27 protein-coding genes, 3 tRNA genes and 1 pseudogene are annotated in these 18,858 nt (G+C 64.2%); 13 read left to right on the forward strand and 18 right to left on the reverse strand.

Annotated elements, in window-relative coordinates:
- Positions 1–56 precede the first annotated feature (56 nt).
- Positions 57–464, reverse strand: a complete 408-nt coding sequence (locus WBB07_RS00920; protein ID WP_526303841.1) for a hypothetical protein — start codon at positions 462–464, stop codon at positions 57–59.
- A gap of 804 nt (positions 465–1,268) precedes the next feature.
- Here WBB07_RS00920 and WBB07_RS00925 point away from each other — a divergent pair.
- Positions 1,269–1,772, forward strand: coding sequence for an arsenate reductase/protein-tyrosine-phosphatase family protein (locus WBB07_RS00925; RefSeq protein WP_526303843.1), 504 nt, complete (start codon positions 1,269–1,271; stop codon positions 1,770–1,772).
- Between the two features lie 100 nt (positions 1,773–1,872).
- Positions 1,873–2,790, forward strand: a complete 918-nt coding sequence (locus tag WBB07_RS00930; protein WP_526303845.1) for an endonuclease/exonuclease/phosphatase family protein — start codon at positions 1,873–1,875, stop codon at positions 2,788–2,790.
- A gap of 57 nt (positions 2,791–2,847) precedes the next feature.
- On the opposite strand, the gene rplA is transcribed toward WBB07_RS00930, so the two are convergent.
- From rplA to WBB07_RS01000, 14 genes are all read right to left on the reverse strand, one after another.
- On the reverse strand, positions 2,848–3,558 hold the full coding sequence (gene rplA, locus WBB07_RS00935; RefSeq protein WP_526303847.1) for a 50S ribosomal protein L1: 711 nt from the start codon (positions 3,556–3,558) through the stop codon (positions 2,848–2,850).
- A 75-nt stretch (positions 3,559–3,633) separates the two neighbouring features.
- Positions 3,634–4,062: a 50S ribosomal protein L11 gene (rplK, locus tag WBB07_RS00940; RefSeq protein WP_526303849.1), complete on the reverse strand. Its 429-nt coding sequence runs from the start codon at positions 4,060–4,062 to the stop codon at positions 3,634–3,636.
- Between the two features lie 47 nt (positions 4,063–4,109).
- Positions 4,110–4,955: a transcription termination/antitermination protein NusG gene (nusG, locus tag WBB07_RS00945; RefSeq protein WP_526303850.1), complete on the reverse strand. Its 846-nt coding sequence runs from the start codon at positions 4,953–4,955 to the stop codon at positions 4,110–4,112.
- Between the two features lie 68 nt (positions 4,956–5,023).
- The gene (gene secE / locus WBB07_RS00950; protein WP_526303852.1) at positions 5,024–5,485 is read right to left on the reverse strand and encodes a preprotein translocase subunit SecE; all 462 of its coding nucleotides are present in this window, start codon (positions 5,483–5,485) and stop codon (positions 5,024–5,026) included.
- A gap of 97 nt (positions 5,486–5,582) precedes the next feature.
- A tRNA-Trp gene (locus WBB07_RS00955) sits at positions 5,583–5,655 on the reverse strand.
- 139 nt (positions 5,656–5,794) lie between these two features.
- Positions 5,795–6,301, reverse strand: coding sequence for a (3R)-hydroxyacyl-ACP dehydratase subunit HadC (hadC, locus tag WBB07_RS00960; RefSeq protein WP_526303854.1), 507 nt, complete (start codon positions 6,299–6,301; stop codon positions 5,795–5,797).
- A 3-nt stretch (positions 6,302–6,304) separates the two neighbouring features.
- On the reverse strand, positions 6,305–6,733 hold the full coding sequence (gene hadB / locus WBB07_RS00965) for a (3R)-hydroxyacyl-ACP dehydratase subunit HadB (protein WP_526303890.1): 429 nt from the start codon (positions 6,731–6,733) through the stop codon (positions 6,305–6,307).
- Entirely contained in the window at positions 6,720–7,199 is a 480-nt protein-coding gene (hadA, locus tag WBB07_RS00970; protein WP_526303856.1) for a (3R)-hydroxyacyl-ACP dehydratase subunit HadA, read from the reverse strand. Before hadA ends, hadB begins: the two co-directional genes overlap by 14 nt.
- A gap of 70 nt (positions 7,200–7,269) precedes the next feature.
- Positions 7,270–7,437 carry a 50S ribosomal protein L33 gene (gene rpmG, locus WBB07_RS00975; protein ID WP_068915518.1) on the reverse strand — a complete coding sequence of 56 codons (168 nt, stop codon included), beginning with the start codon at positions 7,435–7,437 and terminating at the stop codon, positions 7,270–7,272.
- A gap of 37 nt (positions 7,438–7,474) precedes the next feature.
- A tRNA-Met gene (locus WBB07_RS00980) sits at positions 7,475–7,548 on the reverse strand.
- A 39-nt stretch (positions 7,549–7,587) separates the two neighbouring features.
- Positions 7,588–7,660: transfer RNA gene (locus WBB07_RS00985), tRNA-Thr, on the reverse strand.
- A 141-nt stretch (positions 7,661–7,801) separates the two neighbouring features.
- Entirely contained in the window at positions 7,802–8,494 is a 693-nt protein-coding gene (locus tag WBB07_RS00990; RefSeq protein ID WP_526303858.1) for an LpqN/LpqT family lipoprotein, read from the reverse strand.
- Positions 8,495–8,654: 160 nt separating this feature from the next.
- On the reverse strand, positions 8,655–9,842 hold the full coding sequence (locus tag WBB07_RS00995; RefSeq protein ID WP_526303860.1) for a globin domain-containing protein: 1,188 nt from the start codon (positions 9,840–9,842) through the stop codon (positions 8,655–8,657).
- Positions 9,839–10,288, reverse strand: a complete 450-nt coding sequence (locus WBB07_RS01000; RefSeq protein WP_526303862.1) for an RrF2 family transcriptional regulator — start codon at positions 10,286–10,288, stop codon at positions 9,839–9,841. Before WBB07_RS01000 ends, WBB07_RS00995 begins: the two co-directional genes overlap by 4 nt.
- 124 nt (positions 10,289–10,412) lie before the next feature.
- Here WBB07_RS01000 and WBB07_RS01005 point away from each other — a divergent pair, with 124 nt between their 5' ends.
- The 6 genes from WBB07_RS01005 to WBB07_RS01030 all read left to right on the forward strand — a co-directional run bounded on the left by WBB07_RS01005 (position 10,413) and on the right by WBB07_RS01030 (position 14,598).
- Positions 10,413–11,135 (forward strand): MBL fold metallo-hydrolase, encoded by a 723-nt coding sequence (locus WBB07_RS01005; protein WP_526303864.1) that lies wholly within the window; start codon positions 10,413–10,415, stop codon positions 11,133–11,135.
- Positions 11,136–11,217: 82 nt separating this feature from the next.
- A complete protein-coding gene (locus WBB07_RS01010) occupies positions 11,218–11,916 on the forward strand; it encodes a crotonase/enoyl-CoA hydratase family protein (RefSeq protein ID WP_526303866.1) in 699 nt (232 codons plus the stop codon).
- A gap of 4 nt (positions 11,917–11,920) precedes the next feature.
- Complete coding sequence (locus WBB07_RS01015; RefSeq protein ID WP_526303868.1) at positions 11,921–12,511, forward strand: TetR/AcrR family transcriptional regulator; 591 nt, start codon at positions 11,921–11,923, stop codon at positions 12,509–12,511.
- Positions 12,512–12,765: 254 nt separating this feature from the next.
- The gene (locus WBB07_RS01020; protein WP_526303870.1) at positions 12,766–13,137 is read left to right on the forward strand and encodes a hypothetical protein; all 372 of its coding nucleotides are present in this window, start codon (positions 12,766–12,768) and stop codon (positions 13,135–13,137) included.
- 130 nt (positions 13,138–13,267) lie between these two features.
- Entirely contained in the window at positions 13,268–14,251 is a 984-nt protein-coding gene (locus WBB07_RS01025; RefSeq protein WP_526303872.1) for a pirin family protein, read from the forward strand.
- Positions 14,248–14,598 (forward strand): GNAT family N-acetyltransferase, encoded by a 351-nt coding sequence (locus tag WBB07_RS01030; protein WP_526303874.1) that lies wholly within the window; start codon positions 14,248–14,250, stop codon positions 14,596–14,598. The genes WBB07_RS01025 and WBB07_RS01030 overlap by 4 nt, the downstream gene beginning before the upstream one ends.
- 6 nt (positions 14,599–14,604) lie before the next feature.
- Here WBB07_RS01030 and WBB07_RS01035 read toward each other — a convergent pair whose 3' ends face one another.
- Positions 14,605–14,823, reverse strand: a complete 219-nt coding sequence (locus WBB07_RS01035; protein ID WP_526303876.1) for a hypothetical protein — start codon at positions 14,821–14,823, stop codon at positions 14,605–14,607.
- A gap of 117 nt (positions 14,824–14,940) precedes the next feature.
- Complete coding sequence (gene usfY, locus WBB07_RS01040; RefSeq protein WP_526303878.1) at positions 14,941–15,252, reverse strand: protein UsfY; 312 nt, start codon at positions 15,250–15,252, stop codon at positions 14,941–14,943.
- Between the two features lie 309 nt (positions 15,253–15,561).
- On the opposite strand from usfY, the gene WBB07_RS01045 reads away from it, so the two are divergent.
- The 3 genes from WBB07_RS01045 (at position 15,562) to WBB07_RS01055 (ending at position 17,120) form a co-directional block, all read left to right on the forward strand.
- Positions 15,562–15,891, forward strand: coding sequence for a PASTA domain-containing protein (locus WBB07_RS01045; RefSeq protein WP_526303880.1), 330 nt, complete (start codon positions 15,562–15,564; stop codon positions 15,889–15,891).
- A gap of 363 nt (positions 15,892–16,254) precedes the next feature.
- Positions 16,255–16,617 (forward strand): hypothetical protein, encoded by a 363-nt coding sequence (locus WBB07_RS01050; protein WP_526303882.1) that lies wholly within the window; start codon positions 16,255–16,257, stop codon positions 16,615–16,617.
- A gap of 149 nt (positions 16,618–16,766) precedes the next feature.
- Positions 16,767–17,120: a DUF2510 domain-containing protein gene (locus tag WBB07_RS01055; protein WP_526303884.1), complete on the forward strand. Its 354-nt coding sequence runs from the start codon at positions 16,767–16,769 to the stop codon at positions 17,118–17,120.
- Between the two features lie 17 nt (positions 17,121–17,137).
- On the opposite strand, the gene WBB07_RS01060 is transcribed toward WBB07_RS01055, so the two are convergent.
- Positions 17,138–17,722 (reverse strand): hypothetical protein, encoded by a 585-nt coding sequence (locus tag WBB07_RS01060; RefSeq protein WP_526303886.1) that lies wholly within the window; start codon positions 17,720–17,722, stop codon positions 17,138–17,140.
- Between the two features lie 131 nt (positions 17,723–17,853).
- Here WBB07_RS01060 and WBB07_RS01065 point away from each other — a divergent pair, with 131 nt between their 5' ends.
- Both WBB07_RS01065 and WBB07_RS01070 read left to right on the forward strand, forming a co-directional pair.
- On the forward strand, positions 17,854–18,552 hold the full coding sequence (locus WBB07_RS01065) for a response regulator transcription factor (protein ID WP_526303888.1): 699 nt from the start codon (positions 17,854–17,856) through the stop codon (positions 18,550–18,552).
- Positions 18,549–18,858 (forward strand): annotated as a pseudogene (locus tag WBB07_RS01070) (two-component sensor histidine kinase); the annotation flags it as partial. The gene WBB07_RS01065 and the pseudogene WBB07_RS01070, both read left to right, overlap by 4 nt.

The raw sequence follows: 18,858 nt of genomic DNA on the forward strand, positions 1-18,858 counted from the left end.
CGTCGGCTGGACGAGTCGCGCCGTTTCAAACTCAATAGGCCAGAGTCCGCTGGAACTCAGACCCCGTACGGACGGAACGGGCCGTTCTGCAGCGCATCGTTCAGTCCATGGCCAAAGCCAAGGAAGACGCCGCCGATGGGGCCACCGATGGCATTGCCGATGGTGTAGAAGGTGTCGCGGACGGCGACCACCGTGTAGAGAGGAATCGACGCCAAGCCGACGATGACACCATCGACGATGGAGACGACGTTGCCGCCAGTGGAGTTCACCGTGGCGTTGAGGCCACCGGGCAACACGGGCAGAACGCTGAGATCAGAAACCGAGCTGCCGACGGCCTGCGCGACCGAGAAGCTCGGAGGAGTCGCGACGGCCACAGCCGGCGCGAAGGTAGCGGCACCGGCAAGCGCAAGTGCGGCTGCGCCAATCTTGGCCTTGGTCGAGACGTTAGCGGCGATGGTGGACACTGTCCCCCCTATGTGTTGGATTTGTCGTTTCCTGAGCGCCCACTCAGGTTGCCGTAAGCATGTCAGGGTCACGCCGCCCCGTCAAGCTGAACCGCAGGTCACAGTGTGTACAACAGGTTAACTGGGCGCGCTGCAGGCATGCCATAACTGTTCGCTGACTGAAAATGCATTCTTCTGCAGTTCTGGCAAACTTGCGACTTCGGCACTTAACTGCAGCTTGGAGTCGCCCAAGGGCGGCCACCAGACCATCACCGCGATATACACGCCACGGAGGCGTGTCCCATGCCTGACCATCATCTGCGCGATCGCAAATTTGGCTACTTCTCAGTGCGTCGACAGTGACCGCGAGGAACACTGACATGCTCTAACCGCGGCTGGGATGCATCTCTGAGTTGCCGCGCGAAGTGCCGACGACGATGTACCTAACGACAGTCTTGCGACCGTTTGTCTTGCCGGCCCGACCGCGCCGGATGCTTTCCCGGGTTACCCATGAGCTGCAGCCAAGTAGCCGCGTACAGTGAATCCGTGCGGGAGGATGCTTCATGGGGCAATCCGGACTCGAGTCATCACCGTTTAGCGCAAAGGAACGGACTGCTCGGCGTGTGATTGTCGGCGCTTCGGGAGCCAACGGCGCTGCGATGACCACTCGGTGGATTCGGCCGCCATGCTTGAGGTACCGCCCTCATTACCCCTCGACGAGCCTGATGAACTAGTCAACACTGCGGATTGGTGACCATCGGCGCCGATGGTCGGTCCGCGCACGGAGCCCGCTGAACTGAGGAGGCTGTTCTGCACGTCCTATTCGTGTGCACCGGCAACATCTGCCGGTCCCCTACCGCCGAGCGTCTCGCAGCCACTTATGCTGCGAGACTTCAGATTCCAGACTTCCAGTCGTCAAGCGCCGGGACTCGGGCGGTGATCGATGGGCCTATTCATCCGGAGGCGACCCGCGTTCTGGAGAAGCTGGGTGGAGACCCTGCGGGTTTCGCCGCACGACAATTGACAACAAAGATCGCCTCGAACGCCGACCTGATCATCGCTATGACAGCCAAGCACCGCGACCGGGTCCTGGAGCTCGCCCCTCAGAAGCTGAAGAAGACCTTCACGCTGACGGAGGCAGCTGCGCTTGTGACTCAGTTGAACGCACAGCACCTCGCCGATCTCGTGACGCTCCGCCCGAAACTGGCCGCACACGACCGGTTGGATGTGCCTGATCCGATCGGGCAAGGTGCTGACGTCTTCGACACTGTGGGAGCCCAGATTGCCGCCCTCCTGCCTCCGGTGATCGCCCTCTGCCAACGCGGGTGACGTCACACGAGTGAGCCAACCGACACAAGCACGCAAGACACCTGTTGTCCTCATTCTGCTGTCATCGGCAGCTCTGATTCTCTCTGCTGCCGCTTTGTTCGTGAGAGCCCGCCCTCTGACCAACGTGGTCGAACTGGTCCTCGCCATCGGTTCGCCCTATATCCCGCTCATAGCGCTCACAGGTCTGGCGCTGGCAGCGCTGGCCCGCCAAAAAATCCTGTCGGCCTTGGCCGTTGTCGTGTTGACTGCCACGCTCTCGGTTCAATTGCCGTGGTACTACTCCGCGCAGCCTCTTGCGATCGGTGATCATGCCGAGATTCGGGTGCTCTCCTCCAATCTCCGTTTGGGACAAGCTGATCCGTTGTCGTTTGTCACTCTTGCGACACAGAGTGCCGATGTCATCACGGTGTCCGAGCTGACGCCGTCGGCTGTTGAACGCTTCGACCGAGCCGGCCTCGGGGACGTCTTCCCCTACTCAGCCAACATCCCCGCCCACGGTGCCGGGGGAATCGGACTGTGGAGCCGCTACCCGATCACCGTGGTGCCTCCCGGCCGCCCCGAGTACTACGGGATCAGCGCCGTTCGCATCGACGTTCCCGGTGTCCGGTTCCATCCGCTGGTTGCCAGCGTGCATGTCATGTCACCGGTCGCGTCGAGACGCGACACCGTCACGGATTGGCGGATCGGTATCGCCGCCGTCAAAGTCGCGATCAACGCCCTTGCCGTCGGGGCCGGGCCCGCCGCAATGATCGTCGCGGGGGACTTCAACAGCACACCCGATCAACGTCAATTCCGTGACCTGATGACCAATGGGTTCCGCGACAGCGTGGAACAGAGCGGCGCCGGCTTCTCCCCCACCTTTCCGTCCAGGACGTGGCACCCGCCACTGCTGACCATCGATCACATCTTGACGCGCAACGCCGCAGCATCGTCGATCAGGACCATCTACATCCCAGGCTCGGATCACCGCGCCCTGTTGGCCACCATCGAAGTTCCCGTGGATCCCACGGCGTCGTAGAAAGCACGAAACCCCCGCCGCGCCGGAGCGCTGCGGGGGGTTTCGCTGAGATCGGGTCTACACCTCTTCGGTGAAGTTCCGGGTCACTGTCGGGTCTACGGGGATGCCCGGGCCCGTTGTCGTCGACACGGTGACCTTCTTCAGGTAGCGGCCCTTGGACGAGGACGGCTTGGCCCGCAGGACCTCATCGAGGGCGGCACCGTAGTTCTCGGCGAGCTTGCGCTCGTCGAACGACGCCTTGCCGATGACGAAGTGCAGGTTGGCCTGCTTGTCGACGCGGAAGTTGATCTTGCCGCCCTTGATGTCCTGCACAGCCTTCGCCACATCCGGGGTGACGGTGCCGGTCTTCGGGTTGGGCATCAGGCCGCGGGGGCCGAGCACGCGGGCGATCCGGCCCACCTTGGCCATCTGGTCAGGCGTGGCGATCGCAGCGTCGAAGTCGAGGAAGCCGCCCTGGATCTTCTCGATCAGGTCGTCACTGCCCACGATGTCGGCGCCGGCCGCGATGGCGGCCTCAGCCTTGTCGCCCACGGCGAACACCGCGACGCGGGCGGTCTTACCGGTGCCGTTGGGCAGGTTCACGGTGCCGCGAACCATCTGGTCGGCCTTGCGGGGGTCCACGCCGAGACGGATCGCGACCTCAACGGTGGCATCCTGCTTCTTCGACGAGGTTTCCTTGGCCAACTTGGCCGCTTCGAGCGGGGTGTAGAGCTTGTCCCGGTCCACCTTCGCGGCGGCTTCGCGGTAAGCCTTGCTTGTCTTGCTCATCAGTTCTTCTCCTGGTTTCAGAGTGTGTGGTTGCCGGGCCGAAGCTGGCCCTCCCACTGGAGCGGAAGGCTCCGACTATTCGACGGTGATGCCCATGGACCGGGCGGTGCCGGCGATGATCTTGGCAGCCTGGTCGATGTCGTTGGCGTTGAGATCTTCTTTCTTGGTCTCAGCGATCTCGCGAACCTGATCCCAGGTGACCTTGGCGACCTTGGTCTTGTGCGGTTCGCCGGAGCCCTTCGGCACGCCTGCGGCTTTGAGCAGCAGTCGGGCGGCAGGCGGGGTCTTCAACGCAAACGTGAAGCTGCGATCCTCGTAGACAGTGATCTCCACGGGGATGACGTTGCCGCGCTGGCTTTCTGTCGCGGCGTTGTACGCCTTGCAGAACTCCATGATGTTGACACCGTGCTGACCGAGCGCAGGACCGACCGGCGGAGCAGGGTTGGCCTGCCCAGCCTGGATCTGCAGCTTGATCAGCCCGGTGACCTTCTTCTTGGGGGCCATGCTGGGTGTTCCTTCTCTTTCTGGGGTCGTGCTGAACGAAAGTGCCGTTAGATCTTGGAGACCTGGGTAAAGGTCAGTTCCACAGGTGTCTCGCGGCCGAAGATGGACACCAGCACCTTGAGCTTCTGCTGTTCGGCGTTGACCTCACTGATCGAGGCAGGCAACGTCGCGAACGGACCGTCCATGACGGTGACGGACTCGCCGACCTCGAAATCGACCTCGATGACGGGCCGCTCGAGGGTGGCCTCGCTGGGCGCCCCGGCTGCCGCGGAAGAGGTGGCCTTGGCCGACTTCTTGGGCTGCCCCTGCGGCAGCAGGAACTTCACCACGTCGTTGAGCGACAACGACGTCGGCCGCGACGTGGCGCCGACAAATCCGGTGACACCGGGGGTGTTGCGCACCGCGGACCACGAGTCGTCGGTGAGATCCATCCGGACCAGGATGTATCCGGGAAGCACTTTGCGGTTGACCTGCTTGCGCTGACCGTTCTTGATCTCGGTCACTTCTTCGGTGGGTACCTCCACCTGGAAGATGTAGTCGCCCACGTCGAGGTTCTGCACGCGCGTCTCGAGGTTGGCCTTCACCTTGTTCTCGTAGCCGGCGTAGGAGTGAATGACGTACCAGTCGCCCGGCTTGCTCCGCAGCTCCCTCTTGAGCGCGACTGCCGGATCTTCGTCCTCGTCCACGACAGCGGCCTCGTCGGCAGCCACGGGCTCCGATACTTCGGCCTCAGGCTCGGTCTCGGTCTCGGTCTCGGTCTCGGTCTCGGTCTCGGCCTCGATCTCAGGAGACTCGGCGATCTCGGTGTCCTGGGCCTCGTCCACCAGGGTCGCGGCGTCTGCGATCGACTCGACCGACTCAGCTGCGGGCTGGTCGCCCTCGAAGCTAGTCACGGTTGTCAGTCCTCTCTTACAGTTGCGCAGTATCGGCGTTGGTGCCGGCGTGTTCCGGAAATTCTGCGCTAGCCGAACACCAGCGAGATCAGCTTGGCCAGACCGAGGTCCACACCACTGATCAATGACACCATGAAGGCCAGGAACACCAGCACCACCGAGGTGTAGGTGATCATCTGCTTGCGGTTCGGCCAGATCACCTTCCGCAGCTCGGCCACGACCTGCTTCAGGTAGTTCAAGACGAACACGAACGGGTTTCGCGACGGGCCGTCGGCCTGATCCTTGGCGGTTTTGGCCTTCGGCGCTTTACCGGAGCCGTTCTTGCTGACCTCGGTGTCGACGGCGGACGGCGTCTCGACTTCGCCATCGGTATCGCCACCGGCCAGTGCCCGCTGACGGGACCGCTTCCCGGTCGGGCGCTGCGGCGTCACGGCGCCCGTCGCCAAAGCCGTACTGCTGCCCTGGTCACCGGGATTCTGATCCGTGGTGCCCTCGGCTGCAGCGTCGGCGTTGTCGCGCTCGTCGCTCACCGCATGCTCCTTCGTGGTCCCTGTGTGGGGTACTGGTCCATCTCGCCGTTGAGGTCCATATGGCTCCAGTGTCCACCATCTCGAATATTCAGTTGAGCAGGGGCGACAGGACTTGAACCTGCAACCTGCGGTTTTGGAGACCGCTGCTCTGCCAATTGAGCTACGCCCCTTCAGAGATCAGCAAGCTGATCCCATAAAGGTTGGGCTCCACACAACTCGCGCGCTCCCCGAACGGTCAAACCGCCGGGCAGCGCGCTTGTTCTGGGAGAACCCCAAGTGCCGAGTGTACAACGGGGTAACTATGAACTACTAATCCTCTGCCGCGCGAGTGATCTGACCCGTCGCCACATCGAACTTGATCTTGGTTGAATGCTCGCCTTGCTGCCCCATCAATGTGGTGAAGGCTTCCATGAGCAGTTCGCCGTCGGTATTGGTCAGCACATTGCGAGTCACCACGATGTCCGCGCCGAATCGCTCATTGACATCGTGGACCTCAAAGCGGGCGAACAGCTTGTCGCCCACCCTGATCGGCTTGTGGTAAACGAACTGCTGGTCGACCTGCACGATCTGCATGGTCTCGAATCCGACATCGACAGTGCGGAAGAAATGCTGCTGCACCAGCAGCGCGAGTATCGAAACGAATGTCAGAGGCACCGGCAGACTGTCGTGGCCCAATTCTGCGGCCGCAGCCTCGTCGAAGAACGCAGCATCATCGTTCTTGACCGCGCGGGCAAACTCGCGCACCTTTTCGCGGCCCACCACGAAGTAATCGGGGTACTCGAACGACATTCCCCGAATATCGGTTTTGAGAGCCACGAATCACGCCAACTTCGCGGTTGCGACGGCCCGCCCGAAGATCTTCTTGCCACCGGTCGTGGCTGAGATCGCGATGGTGACGGATTTGGACTCCGGATCAACAGACTTGATCCGGCCACTGAAAACGAGCTCAGCGCCCTTGCCATCGTTGGGAACCGGCACAACAGCGGTGAAGCGCACGTTGTACTCGGTCACCGCACCCGGGTCGCCCACCCACGACGTGACATAGCCGCCGCCGAGACCCATGGTGAGCATGCCGTGAGCGATCGCAACGTCGAGACCGACCAGCTTGGCAATCTCGTCGTCCCAGTGAATGGGGTTGAGATCCCCGGAAACACCGGCGTAGTTCACCAGGTCCTGGCGCGTCAGCGGGATGGTTTTCTCCGGCAACAAATCGCCGACGCTGACTGAGCTGAATTCACGCAGTGCCATCGTTGAAGCCACTCTCCCCGTTTTCCTCGCTACGCCCCGCAAGCGTGGTGTAGGTCTCTTGTACCAACTCGCCATCCTGGTTGGAAATGATGACCTTGGTGACGATGATGTCGGTGCCGTGCACCTGCCGCACCGAATGCACGTAGACGTCGCAGTAGAGTTTGTCGCCGACCTGGATCGGTGCCAGGAACTTCAACGCCTGGTCGACCTGGACGATCTTGGCGTCCTGGATGCCGATGTTCGCGGAGGCAAAAAAAGCGTTCTGAGCCTTGTAACCGAAGACCGAGATGAACGTCAGCGGAGCTGGTAGACCCTGGTATCCCAGTTCAAGCGCAGCCTGATCGTCGAAAAATGCCGCATCCTCGTTCTTGACCGCGGTGGCGTACTCGCGAACCTTCTCGCGTTCCACCTCATAATGGTCGGGGTAGCGGTAATGCATCCCCACGATTTTTCCGGATAGCGCCACAGGAAGAACCTACCTAGTCGACCTTACAAACCTTCAATCGCCCCGACGGCCGACGACCGCCTTGCGAAGGTCAGCGAGATTCGCGGTGCCCCTGATGCTTGCCGCAGTTGGGGCAGAACTTCTTCAGCTCGAGCCGATCGGGGTCGTTGCGGCGGTTCTTCTTGGTGATGTAGTTGCGGTGCTTGCACACCTCGCAGGCCAAAGTGATCTTGGGCCGAACGTCAGTACTCGAAGCCACGGTTCGTCCTTCTCCAACACGATTTATGTCTGTCTTGTAGCGGTGGGGAGGCTCGATCTCCCGACCTCACGATTATGAGTCGTGCGCTCTAACCAGCTGAGCTACACCGCCCCGATAGGCACGGGCGGCGTAGCCGCCGCCAGTCCACCGAGCCCCCTAACGGAATCGAACCGTTGACCTTTTCCTTACCATGGAAACGCTCTACCGACTGAGCTAAGGGGGCCTACACCCGTGCGGCAGCTAATGCTCTCGCCCGGGCCCTGAAGTAGGGTACAGCCTGGTGCATTTAGACACCAAACCGCTGGTCACAACCAGCGATTTGGCCCCGCGAAGGCAATACCGCGGTCAACGCAGACCGCACCTCTCAGGGGATGATCGCCATCTGTTGGTCGAATGCCTGAATGCCTTGGCTCACGATCCCGGCCTCGGTCTCGTCGGCGTACGCGTTCAGTTGGAGAACAAAGGCACCGTCGTCTGCTGGGATGACGATCGTGTTCTGCGCAACCACGCCGTTGCGCCCCCCGGCGAGGTAGGTGCCGGCGACCTGTGCACTCTCGAACCCCATCAGCTGGCTTCGCGACCCCTCGTTTGTCGGCACAAAACCGGGCATTCCGCGTAGCTCACCTGGGGCGTACTGGAGGAGATCGTTCGGATCGACATCGCCGGTCAGTTCGGACATCAAGACCAGGATGCGCGGCGGGTTGGCAGGCACTGCGCTGGTTGGGTAGAAGAACGCGCCATAGGGCGCTTCTGGCAGATCATCACGGCGCTGCCAGCCGGGTGGTACCGGCAGGTTCACGGTGGGGCTCCCCGCGTCACCAGGCGAGACCGAGGATTCCCGCAGCCCGTTCTTGACGATGTAATCCTGAATGGTCTCGTCGGGGCTCGCCGGCGGAGCCGGTTCCGGTCGCTCCGTGGTCGAAGTCTCGCCCTCCGCGCTAGCGGTCACCGTTGAGTTGTCGGCTTCGGTCGATGAGTCCGAGCCGCAGCCGACGAGGGCGAGGCTCACTGCGAGCGCTGTGATCCCCGCACCGGCTACTGAGGTCAAGCTCTTCATGACTTGTGTGGTCTCCTTCGAGAATGGTCTCCGTGCAGAGCCTACGGTGAGCAAAGCCGGTACGGGAGACGAGGAATGCACAGGGAGACCAGTTAGCTGCTCGGCGCCGATCCTGAACCTCGACGCCAAGCGCACCTCTTGGATTCCCGACTGGGCCCGATTACCCCAGCAGCCACTCGTTGGGCGAGAACAGCTCGCAATGGATGCGCTCTGCAGGTAGGCCGCGATCGGTCAACTGCGGCCGCACCGCCTGGACAAATCCGTCCGCGCCGCAGAGATAGACATCGGTGTCCTCAGCGATGTCAATGGATTCGAGCAGCATCCGGCCCGGATGCACGTGATCGTCGCCTGCGGTCACTCCGTCCTCATACCAGATCTCCAGGGTGGCGTTGGGGAGCGCGTCGACCAACTCGCGCTGCCGTTCCCGTAGTGGATGGCTGATGTCGCTGCGGTCGGCATGCAGCACCCGCACCGGGGTGGTGGGCGCCTCAGCTGCCAGGTGCTCCAGCAGACCGATCATGGGGGTGATCCCGATCCCGGCCGAGATCAGCGTCAGCGGCACGTTGCGGGCAGGAGTCGGCAGATCCCCGAACGGGAGCGTCACATCCAGGAGGTCTCCGACACGCAGGTTGTCCCGGATCCACTCCGAAACCTCCCCCGCCGGCTTCACCGCGAAGGCCAGTTCGTCGCCGTCGGCGTTGACCAGGCTGTATTGGCGTAGCTGCCGGGCACCGTCGGGCAGGGTGACCCCTACCGAAACATACTGTCCGGGACGGGTTTTGAATCGCTGCGCGCCGGCAACCCGGACCAGCACCGCACCCGAGGGATCGTCGCCCCGCCCGACCACCCGCATCCGCCGGTACACATCCCCGGCTTCCACTCCGACACCGGCGTAGAGGTCACGTTCCATGTCGATCAACGTGTCCGCCATGATCCAGAACACCCGATCCCAGGCGGCTGCCACGTCCGCGGTCACGGTGTCGGCGCCCAGCACCTCGACAATCGCGGCGAACAGATGCTCATGCACGATCGGGTACTGGTCGGCGGTGACCCCCAGCGACGCGTGCTTGTGCCCGATCCGGGAGAGCAGGTCGGCGGGATGAGGCAGGGCGGGATCCACCAGATGGGTGGCAAAGGTGGCAACGGATGCCGCCAGTGCCCGCTGCTGCGCCCCTTGAGCCTGATTGCCACGGTTGAACAGGTTCCGCAGCAGCTCCGGGTGAGCCTCGAACATCCGCCGGTAGAACTCGGTGGCGATCTCGTCGATGTGTGCACCGACCAACGGCAAGGTGGCCGTGACGGTTTCGACGTATTCGGGCTTGAGCACCTCGCGGGTGGGGGCGGTCATCGTGGGTTCCTTTCCATGGGAGTGAGGGTCAGCAATTGGAGCGCGGGTGCGCGCACCAGGTCTGTCACGCGGTAGCGGTCGAGTTCGGTGTAGAAGGCGTTCTTGGCGTCGGCAAGGGCACGCCGCAGTCGGCAACCCGCGATGAGCGGGCACACCGCGGCGCCGTCGCAGTCGATGACCTCACGGTCACCTTCGAGTTCACGCACCAGCCAGCCGATCGACGCGCCGCGCCCGGCGTCGGTGAGCGTCAGGCCCCCGACACGTCCCCGGCGGGCGTGCACCAGGCCGAGTTCGACCAGCCGCGACACCGCCTTGGCGATGTGGTTTTCGGAGGCGCCGGCATTGGCCGCGATCTGGCGGGTGGTGACCCGCTGATCGTCGAACTCGCCGGCAGCCAGCAACATCATCGCCCGCAGCCCCAGGTCGGTGAATCGGGTGAGTTGCATGGCCGTGACGGTACTAATTGCGCATTGTCGATGCGACTTTTCGAGTTGTGCGGTTAAACACGTGATGAAGTGCGGTTTTTGGACCTGCGACGACGCCGCGACGGGCCCGCCTTAGGCTGGGTCCATGGCCTCCAGCCCAGACGACCGACTCTATTTCCGCCAGTTGCTGTCCGGACGCGATTTTGCCGCCGGCGACATGATCGCCAATCAGATGCGCAACTTCTCCTACCTGATCGGCGACCGGGAGACCAAGGACTGCGTGGTGGTCGACCCGGCCTACGCCGCCAACGATCTTGTCGACATCCTCGAGTCCGACGGCATGTCGCTGTCCGGGGTCCTGGTCACCCATCACCATCCCGACCACGTGGGCGGCACCATGATGGGCTTCACCCTCAAAGGCCTGGCCGAACTGCTGGAACGCCAGAACGCTCCGGTACACGTCAATACCCATGAGGCGGAATGGGTTTCCCGGATCACCGATATCTCGCTGTCCGACCTGACGGCCCACGAGCACGGCGACAAGGTCAACGTCGGCGACATCGAGATCGAGCTGCTGCACACTCCGGGCCACACGCCGGGCAGCCAGTGCTTCCTGCTCGACGGCCGGCTCGTCGCCGGCGACACACTGTTCCTGGAAGGCTGCGGGCGCACCGACTTCCCCGGCGGCAATGTCGACGACATGTTCCGCAGCCTCCAGCAGCTGGCCACCCTGCCCGGCGATCCCACCGTCTTCCCCGGCCACTGGTACTCAACCGAACCCAGCGCCCCGCTGGGAGAGGTCAAGCGCAGCAACTACGTCTACCGCGCCTCCAGCCTCGATCAATGGCGCACCTTGATGGGCGGATGACGTCGCCCGAAGGAACCTTGACGTTTCGGAACGCCGTTACGTAACGTCGCCCTGAAATGCCACCAGCACCCGAGGAGCAGGCATGAGCGGCGCCGTCATCTACCGGCACGACGAATCCATCGCAGTCATCACCCTCGACGACGGCAAGGCCAACGTCCTGGGTCTGGGTATGCAGCAGGCCATCAACGACGCGTTGGACAACGCCGAGCGCGACAACGTGGGTGCTGTGGTCATCGCCGGCAACCAGAAGGTGTTCAGCGGCGGGTTCGACCTCAAGGTGTTCCAATCCGGCGATATCGACGCCTCCATCGCGATGCTGCAAGGCGGGTTCGAGCTGTCGCACCGGTTGCTGAGCTTCCCCACGCCCGTGGTGATGGCCTGCACCGGGCACGCGATCGCCATGGGCTCGTTCCTACTGTGCAGCGGCGATCATCGAATTGCAGCGCCTGGCTACAACATTCAGGCCAACGAGGTCGCCATCGGCATGGTGTTGCCCTACGCGGCACTCGAGGTGATGAAGCTGCGCTTGACCCGGGCGGCCTACCAGCAGGCAGTGGGACTGGCCAAGGTCTACTTCGGCGAGGCGGCGCTGGCAGCCGGGTGGATAGACGAGATCGCGCTACCGGAGGCGGTGCTGGAACGTGCCGAAGAAGCCGCACGGGAGTTCGCCAACTTGCATCGCGACGCACACGTCGCCTCGAAACTGCGCGCCCGTGCCGAGGCGCTCGACGGAATCCGCGCCGGTATCGACAACATGAAGGCCGAGTTCGGCATCAAGTAGCACCATGCCGAGGGCCAAGCAGCGCACCCCGGAGCTCCGCGACCGGGTGCTGGCGGTGGCCGTCGAGGTGCTCGGCCAGGACGGGATCGCGGGCTTCACCACGCGCCGGGTCGCGCAGCGGGCCGGCACCTCGGTGCCCGCGGTCTACGAACTGTTCCACGACAAGTCCGGCCTGGTCCGCGAGGTGTACTTCGAGGGCTTTCGCCGGCTCGCCCGGGCCATGGCGGCCGTCCCGGACACGTCAGATCCGCTCACCGACCTGAAGCTGCTGATCCCGGTGTTCCGCCGGTTCTGCCTGAACTCCCCAGCCCTGGCGCGGGTGATGTTCTTGCGTCCGTTCCAGGACTTCGATCCCGGCCCCGCAGAACTCGCCGACACTCCGAACGTGCGCGACATCCTGATCCACAAGGTGGTCCGCTGCATCGACGCCGGACGGCTGGCCGGCGATCCGGTGGATATCGCCCACATCCTGCTGGCCCTTGCGCAGGGGCTGGCCGTTCAGGAGGGCGGCCGTTGGCTGGGCCGGTCCAAGGAGGCGATCGACCGGCGATGGGACCTCGGCGTTGCCGGTGTGTTGCGGGGTTTCGCGACGTGACGGGCGTTGTTCACCTCCCGGCCAGCAAAGCATGCACCGGCGCTACCGCAGCGATGAGCAGGCTCCTGACACCGGCGCATGACCGATGGCAACTCCAGCGAATCCGCATGTCAGTCAACAATTTTGAATTGCCCCGCGGCACACCCGCACCCGACAGCTGCCTGCGAGAAGTATTCAACTGGTAACGTGCTGACCTCCAGCGACGATGACTGAAGGACCAGTGGGTCCGACTTTACGTAAGGGGAATTGTGCCGATGAGTGACAACGACGGACGCGTCGTCCGCAACGCCAAGAGGCTCACCGCCCTTGGCATCGGATCGGCCGCCATCGCCGCGACGTTCATGGGCCTCGGCACCGCCACCGCCAGCGCAGAGATCGACGAGATGGCTCCGCGCCCGAACGTGACCAGCCGCCAAGCCCTCATCATCGATCAGGATGCACTGCGCCGCGCCGCCCCGGGCAACACCCGCGGACTCGACGAAACCCGACGTGCGGGCCGCGGCGGAATCAACGCTCACGGCGAGGTTCGCGGCAACGTGAAGGCCGTTCCGGGCACCACAGCAGCTCCGTTCAACCTCACCCGCAAGGGCGTGTTCCGTCAGGGCGCGCCGATCGGCGATTGGTGACCAAAACCCGTTGAGGTTCACCGGGTGTCGACGCAGGATTGACACCCGGTGAACCTGGGTCACGACAGACCCGCCTCGACCACGGGTAGGTTCAACTCATGCCAGCCAGCCGTCACGGGCGCGATGCCGGATGAGCAACACCGAAGCACTGCCCGTCGAAGTGGATTGTGCCGCCGGCCCGCTGAGTGAGATCGAGATCCTCACCCCGCGCGATGTGCCACTGGGCGGCCCCCGCGCAATGCAGGTGCGACGAACGTTGCCGCAGCGCCAGAGATCGCTGGTAGGCGCGTGGTGTTTCGCCGACCACTACGGCCCCGACGACATCCGCCACCACCCAGGCATGGACGTCGCGCCCCATCCACACACCGGACTACAGACGGTGAGCTGGCTGTTCGCCGGGGAGATCGAGCATCGCGACAGCAATGCCGTCCACGCCCTGGTCCGGCCCGGTGAGCTGAACCTCATGACCGCCGGTGCGGGTATCTGCCATTCCGAGGTGTCGACGGCGGCCACCACAGTGCTACACGGCGTTCAACTCTGGATTGCCCTGCCCGACACGGCGCGGGACACCGAGCGCCGCTTCGATCACTATGTGCCACAGCCCATTTCGCGACGCGACGCCCGGTTGACGGTGTTCCTGGGAGAACTGGCCGGACAACGGGCCCCGGTATCGACGTTCACCCCGCTCCTCGGCGCCCAGATCGACCTACCGCCGGGCGGTTCGCTCGAGACAGACATCGATCCCGGCTTCGAACACGCGGTACTGCTGGACACCGGAGCTCTGGAGGTCACCGGCCAGGCGGTGGCCGTCGGTGAAATGGCCTATCAGGGCACCGGCCACACTTCGCTGGCCATGACCAACACCGGTGACGTACCGGTGCGCGCCGTCCTACTCGGCGGGGAACCGTTCACCGAGGAACTGCTGATGTGGTGGAACTTCCTGGGACGCAGCCACGACGAGATCCTGCAATTCCGGGAGGAATGGCAGGCGCGGTCGGCGCGTTTCGGACACGTGGCGGGATACCGCGGCGACCCGCAATGGCTACCCGCTCCCCCGCTGCCGACCACCCGACTCAAGCCGAGACAGCCACCCGCCAGGAAGGACATCCCGTGACCCTCGCCGACAAGACCGGAGCCCCGGTCACCGTCACCAAGCAGGACCGCGAGTTCACCATCTCCGTCGACGGAGCAGCCGCCGGCGAAACACCGGTGGGGCTGACAGCCTTTCGCGAACGCAACGGACAGCGAATCTTTCACCACACCGAGGTCGACGAGCAGTTCGGCGGCCGCGGGCTGGCCACGATCCTGGTACGGGAAGCATTGTCGGCCACCCGAGCCGACGGGTTACGCATCGTGGCGGTATGCCCCATGGTGGCGGCCTACGTCAAGAAGCACCACGACTTCGACGACATCGTGGACCGCCCGACACGGGAAATCCTGCACTGGCTGCAGGGCAGGTGACGACGCTCAGACGATGAGCGCGGCGAAGACGGCGCCGGTGACGATCGCGATGACCAACGCCACCGTCGACTCACCGAGCAGCACCGCCACGACCACGGCGACGATCGCACTGATCGCCAACAGCACCAGTAGTGCGCTCAGTACGTTTCTGACGGAGACGTACCCACCGCCGGCGGGCCGCAACGCAGCAGAGGGCAACATCGGACCGTTTTGCGCGCTGACCATGGCGACCCACTTCCTCGTTGTGGCGAGGAACACAGTGTACCGATTTATGTGATTAACGCCACAATGCGTTGATGAGCTAAGCGTGTTCACCTCGCCGACGGCAGCCTCGGCAACTGTTCAGTGCGCCAGCGGCGGCCGCAGCCGCGGATGTTCGGCCAGCCAGCGGCGCTCCACCTTCTTGACCCGGCGATGCTCGGCCGCGATCAGCAGTGCACCGCCCGTGACCAGCGCCCCGGCGATCAACCCGAGAATCAACGGCCAGTCCCCTTGAGCCCGGTACGCCGTGGTTGCAACACACCCGGCGATGGCGATGATGCCCAGCGCCAGCAGAAACAACCCCGGCCACCACAGCGTGTCGATAAAGGACTCGCCCGCATGCGGCTGTGTGGTCCGTGCATGGTCCACGGGGTCGTGATATGCGCCTTTCATGACATCTACCTCCGTCCGCAGAGCTGCTTTCAGCGTACGCCCGATGTGATACACCCCACATCGGATGCGCCTCCCGCTGGTGCGCAGGCCAAGCAAGACGGGCCCTCCAGCAACCCCGAGAATCGATCGCCACGCTCAGGCTAGAGGGCCATCGCCGTCATACGAAACGGTTGGCAATGCGATGCGACGCACTTGAACAGCTGTTCTGTGGCAACGATTTTGGTCACAGAACAGTATCGGCCGGAGCGTGGACAGGAACGGCCACCGGCCAACAGCTAAGTTGAATCGAACTCAGGGAAGGTTTGATTCATGAAAATGCATGTCTCCATCGTCGCCGGTGCCGCGTCGGTACTGATGCCACTGGCCATCGGGCTTGCCGGGCCGGCCGTCGCCGCACCTTCCGCCTTGACAATGCCAGAGGTCCGCAAGATCTCGCTGCAGAAGGCACTGACATCCATTGACGCGCTCGGCGACAACACCAAGTTCCGGATCAACACGTACAACATGGTCGGCTGGACCCAGGAGCAACTGAGCCCCGCGAACTGGATTGTGTGCCGGCAGTCCCCGGGACCCGGGCGGGCACTCAAGGCGAATTCACGCATCACCCTGGGCGTCAAGCGCCCGTGGCAAGGCTGCTGAGCGGGCTACTTCTTTCGCTGCTCTCGACCCGCGACCGAGCTCGGTCGCGGGTCGTTTTGTTTTGTCGGCGGCCGTTTCACCTCTTCCTGTGAGGTAGCCGTGGGGTCGCTGCGAGTGCCGAAAACCGGTCCACAGCCGTTGGTCAGCTGGTTCACAGTGCGCCAGACTGGTATCCACAGGCACAGAATTGTGAACCTTTGCTGGTCATTGGCGCTACACCTGTAGGCCACCCGCAGACAAGCGTCATTCGGATGAAAGTCGCTCAGCTTCAGCATTTTTCAGTACCGCAGTCATCGAGACCTCCTCATGCTGCGGCGCGGAGCCAATGGGCGACCGCGAACGACCAGCAGCAAGGGCCATCACATGAAGAAACTCGCCTTGACCATCGGCGCCGCAGCGATGCTGCTGCCTGCCATCATCGGAGTTGCCGGCCCGGCCCAGGCCGCACAAGGCTTTGTCATGCCGAACACCGACGGCATGAACCTGCAGGAAGCCGAGAATGCCGTCGCCGCTGCCGCACACGGCATCCCCACCGACATGCACTCGCACAACATCAAGGGCATGGCCCAGCAGCAACGCAGCCTGACCGACTGGCTGGTGTGCAACCAGAAACCGGAAGCCGGCGAGACGATCACCACTGCGTCCGACGTGAACTTCGGCGTGGTGCGTGAATTCGATGCCGCCCGCAATATCTACGACCCGATGGTCACCGACGCCTGCAAGTGATCGACTTCCCCAACAGATCAGCCCCCTCGATCGAGGGGGCTGATCCCTTTGGGGCGAAATGACATTCGCGTCGATACGACGTCAGCTCCGACAGCTGGGCGCGGTGACCCGACTTCAGACGTACCGTCGCGCCGGTAGGCTGCGCACATATGGAGGATCTGAGTGGTCGATCGCGTCCTCCCGGTTGGTATCCGGACCCCAGCGGTGTGCCCGCCCTGCGCTACCACAACGGTATCGGCTGGACAGTGCACCGCGAGCCGACGCGACAACCCCCACCGCCCGACGTCCGCGCACCTGTCCGCGCGCGACCGGCCGAACCCGTCACCACCCGGATCCGCATCGCAGTGCCACCCCCGCCGGTCCTGACGCCGGACCCACCACCGCACCTCGGCCGACATCGCGGCCGCCGGGTGGTCAACCGGATCCTGCTTGGTGTGGCGGTCGCCTCGTTCAGTGTCTGGATGGGTGTCTGGTTGATTCTCGGCCTGTCGATGATCGACTGATCGCCGTCGCGATCCGATCAGCCCGGCGTCGTACCACCACGCTCGGCCGGCAGCGGCGACGGTTGCGGTCCGCTACTGCCTGGGGTTTCAGCTCCAGGAGGTCCTACTGAGCCCGGCCGCGCCGGCATCGGGCCACCCGAAGGTGCCGGGAGCTGATCTCCCGGCGGCGGCAGCGGGCCACCCAGGGGTGGCGGTGGTTGGGCCCCGGGAAGCGGGGGTGCGCCCGGTCCCGGCGGACGGTGATGTCCGGGTCCCGGCGGTGGTGGCGGGCCGCCGGGACCGTCGAACATCCGAGGACCCGATTCCCACGGTGCTCCCGGCGGTGGTGGACCACCCGGAACCAGACGATCGACGGCGGCCGGGCTGGGAACCATCCCCACCGTCAGCGACATCATCGGGGCCGCCTCGATGGCAAGGCCACCAACAAGTCCGACCACCAGCCCCACGATCGCCGAGCCGACGGCCATGCCAACGGGATGCCGGCGTGCCGGAACGCTCACCGCCGCCCACCGACTCGCCGGCGCCGGCTGCATCTCGACAGTGCCGGCCTCATCCTGCGGGTCGCTTTTCGGAAGGTCTTGGGTGCGTTCATCTTCGGACATCGTGTCTCCCTGTGTGGTCGTGACGCTCTGGTCGCGACGCTATGCACCGAGGGTGAAGCCAACCTGAAGACAGCCTCCGGGAGGAGCATTCTTCAGACTGAATTCAGGTGCACCAAGACAGAATGGAGACCATGGGCGGCATATCCGAGAACGATCGCTGTGCCGCACGGGTGTTGGTGGTCGAGGATTCCGATGCGATCCGCGAGATGGTCGTCGAGGCCCTCGACGACGCCGGATACGCGGCGCGGGGCTCGGTCGACGGCGGCGATCTCGAAGAGATCCTCGACGGGTATCGACCGGATTTGGTGGTTCTGGACGTGATGCTGCCCGGACGGGACGGATTCACCCTGATCGACGTGGTCCGCGGCTGGGGCGATGTCGGGGTCATCATGCTGACCGCACGTGACGGGCTACCCGACCGCCTTCGCGGGCTCGACGGGGGCGCCGACGACTACGTCGTCAAGCCGTTCGAACTGTCCGAGTTGGTATCCCGGGTCGGTGCGGTGCTGCGTCGGCGCGGCCGCATCCCGGTGACCATCCAGGTCGGTGATCTCCTCGTCGACCGCGGTGCCGGCGTCGCCACCCGAGCGGGGACCCAGCTTGATCTGACCGCCACCGAACTGCGGTTGCTCGACTTCCTGCTGGATCAGAGAGGCCGGACCGTCAGCGCAAATCAGATCCTCAACGCGGTCTGGGGCTACACCTCCTACGACGACAACCTGGTCCACGTGCACATCAGCAGTCTGCGCCGAAAACTGGAAGCCCACGGTCCGCGCATGGTCCACACCGCCCGTGGCATCGGGTACCGCCTGCAGGCGCCCCGCCCATGACAACTGCGACACCCTCTCTGCAGCGCCGCGTCATCATCGGGGTGCTGGGTCTGCTCGCCGCATTGTTGTTGTTGCTCGGTGTGGTCATCGACCAGTCCGTCGGAGCGCAGGCCCGAAGTGACCTGCACGATCGCGTGACGGCCGGCGCCGCCCGAGCCGACGCGCTGGCGATGGCCGGAACCCCGCCGGCTCAGCTGGCGGCCGAGTTGAACGGTGGCGGGATCCGCGCCCTGCTGATCACCCCCGACGGCGCGACCTACGGCGACCAGGGAATCCCCGCCGACCTACCCGCGGGGACTTTCGCAC

The organism is Mycobacterium sp. (assembly GCF_049647605.1).
Lineage (GTDB): Bacteria > Actinomycetota > Actinomycetes > Mycobacteriales > Mycobacteriaceae > Mycobacterium.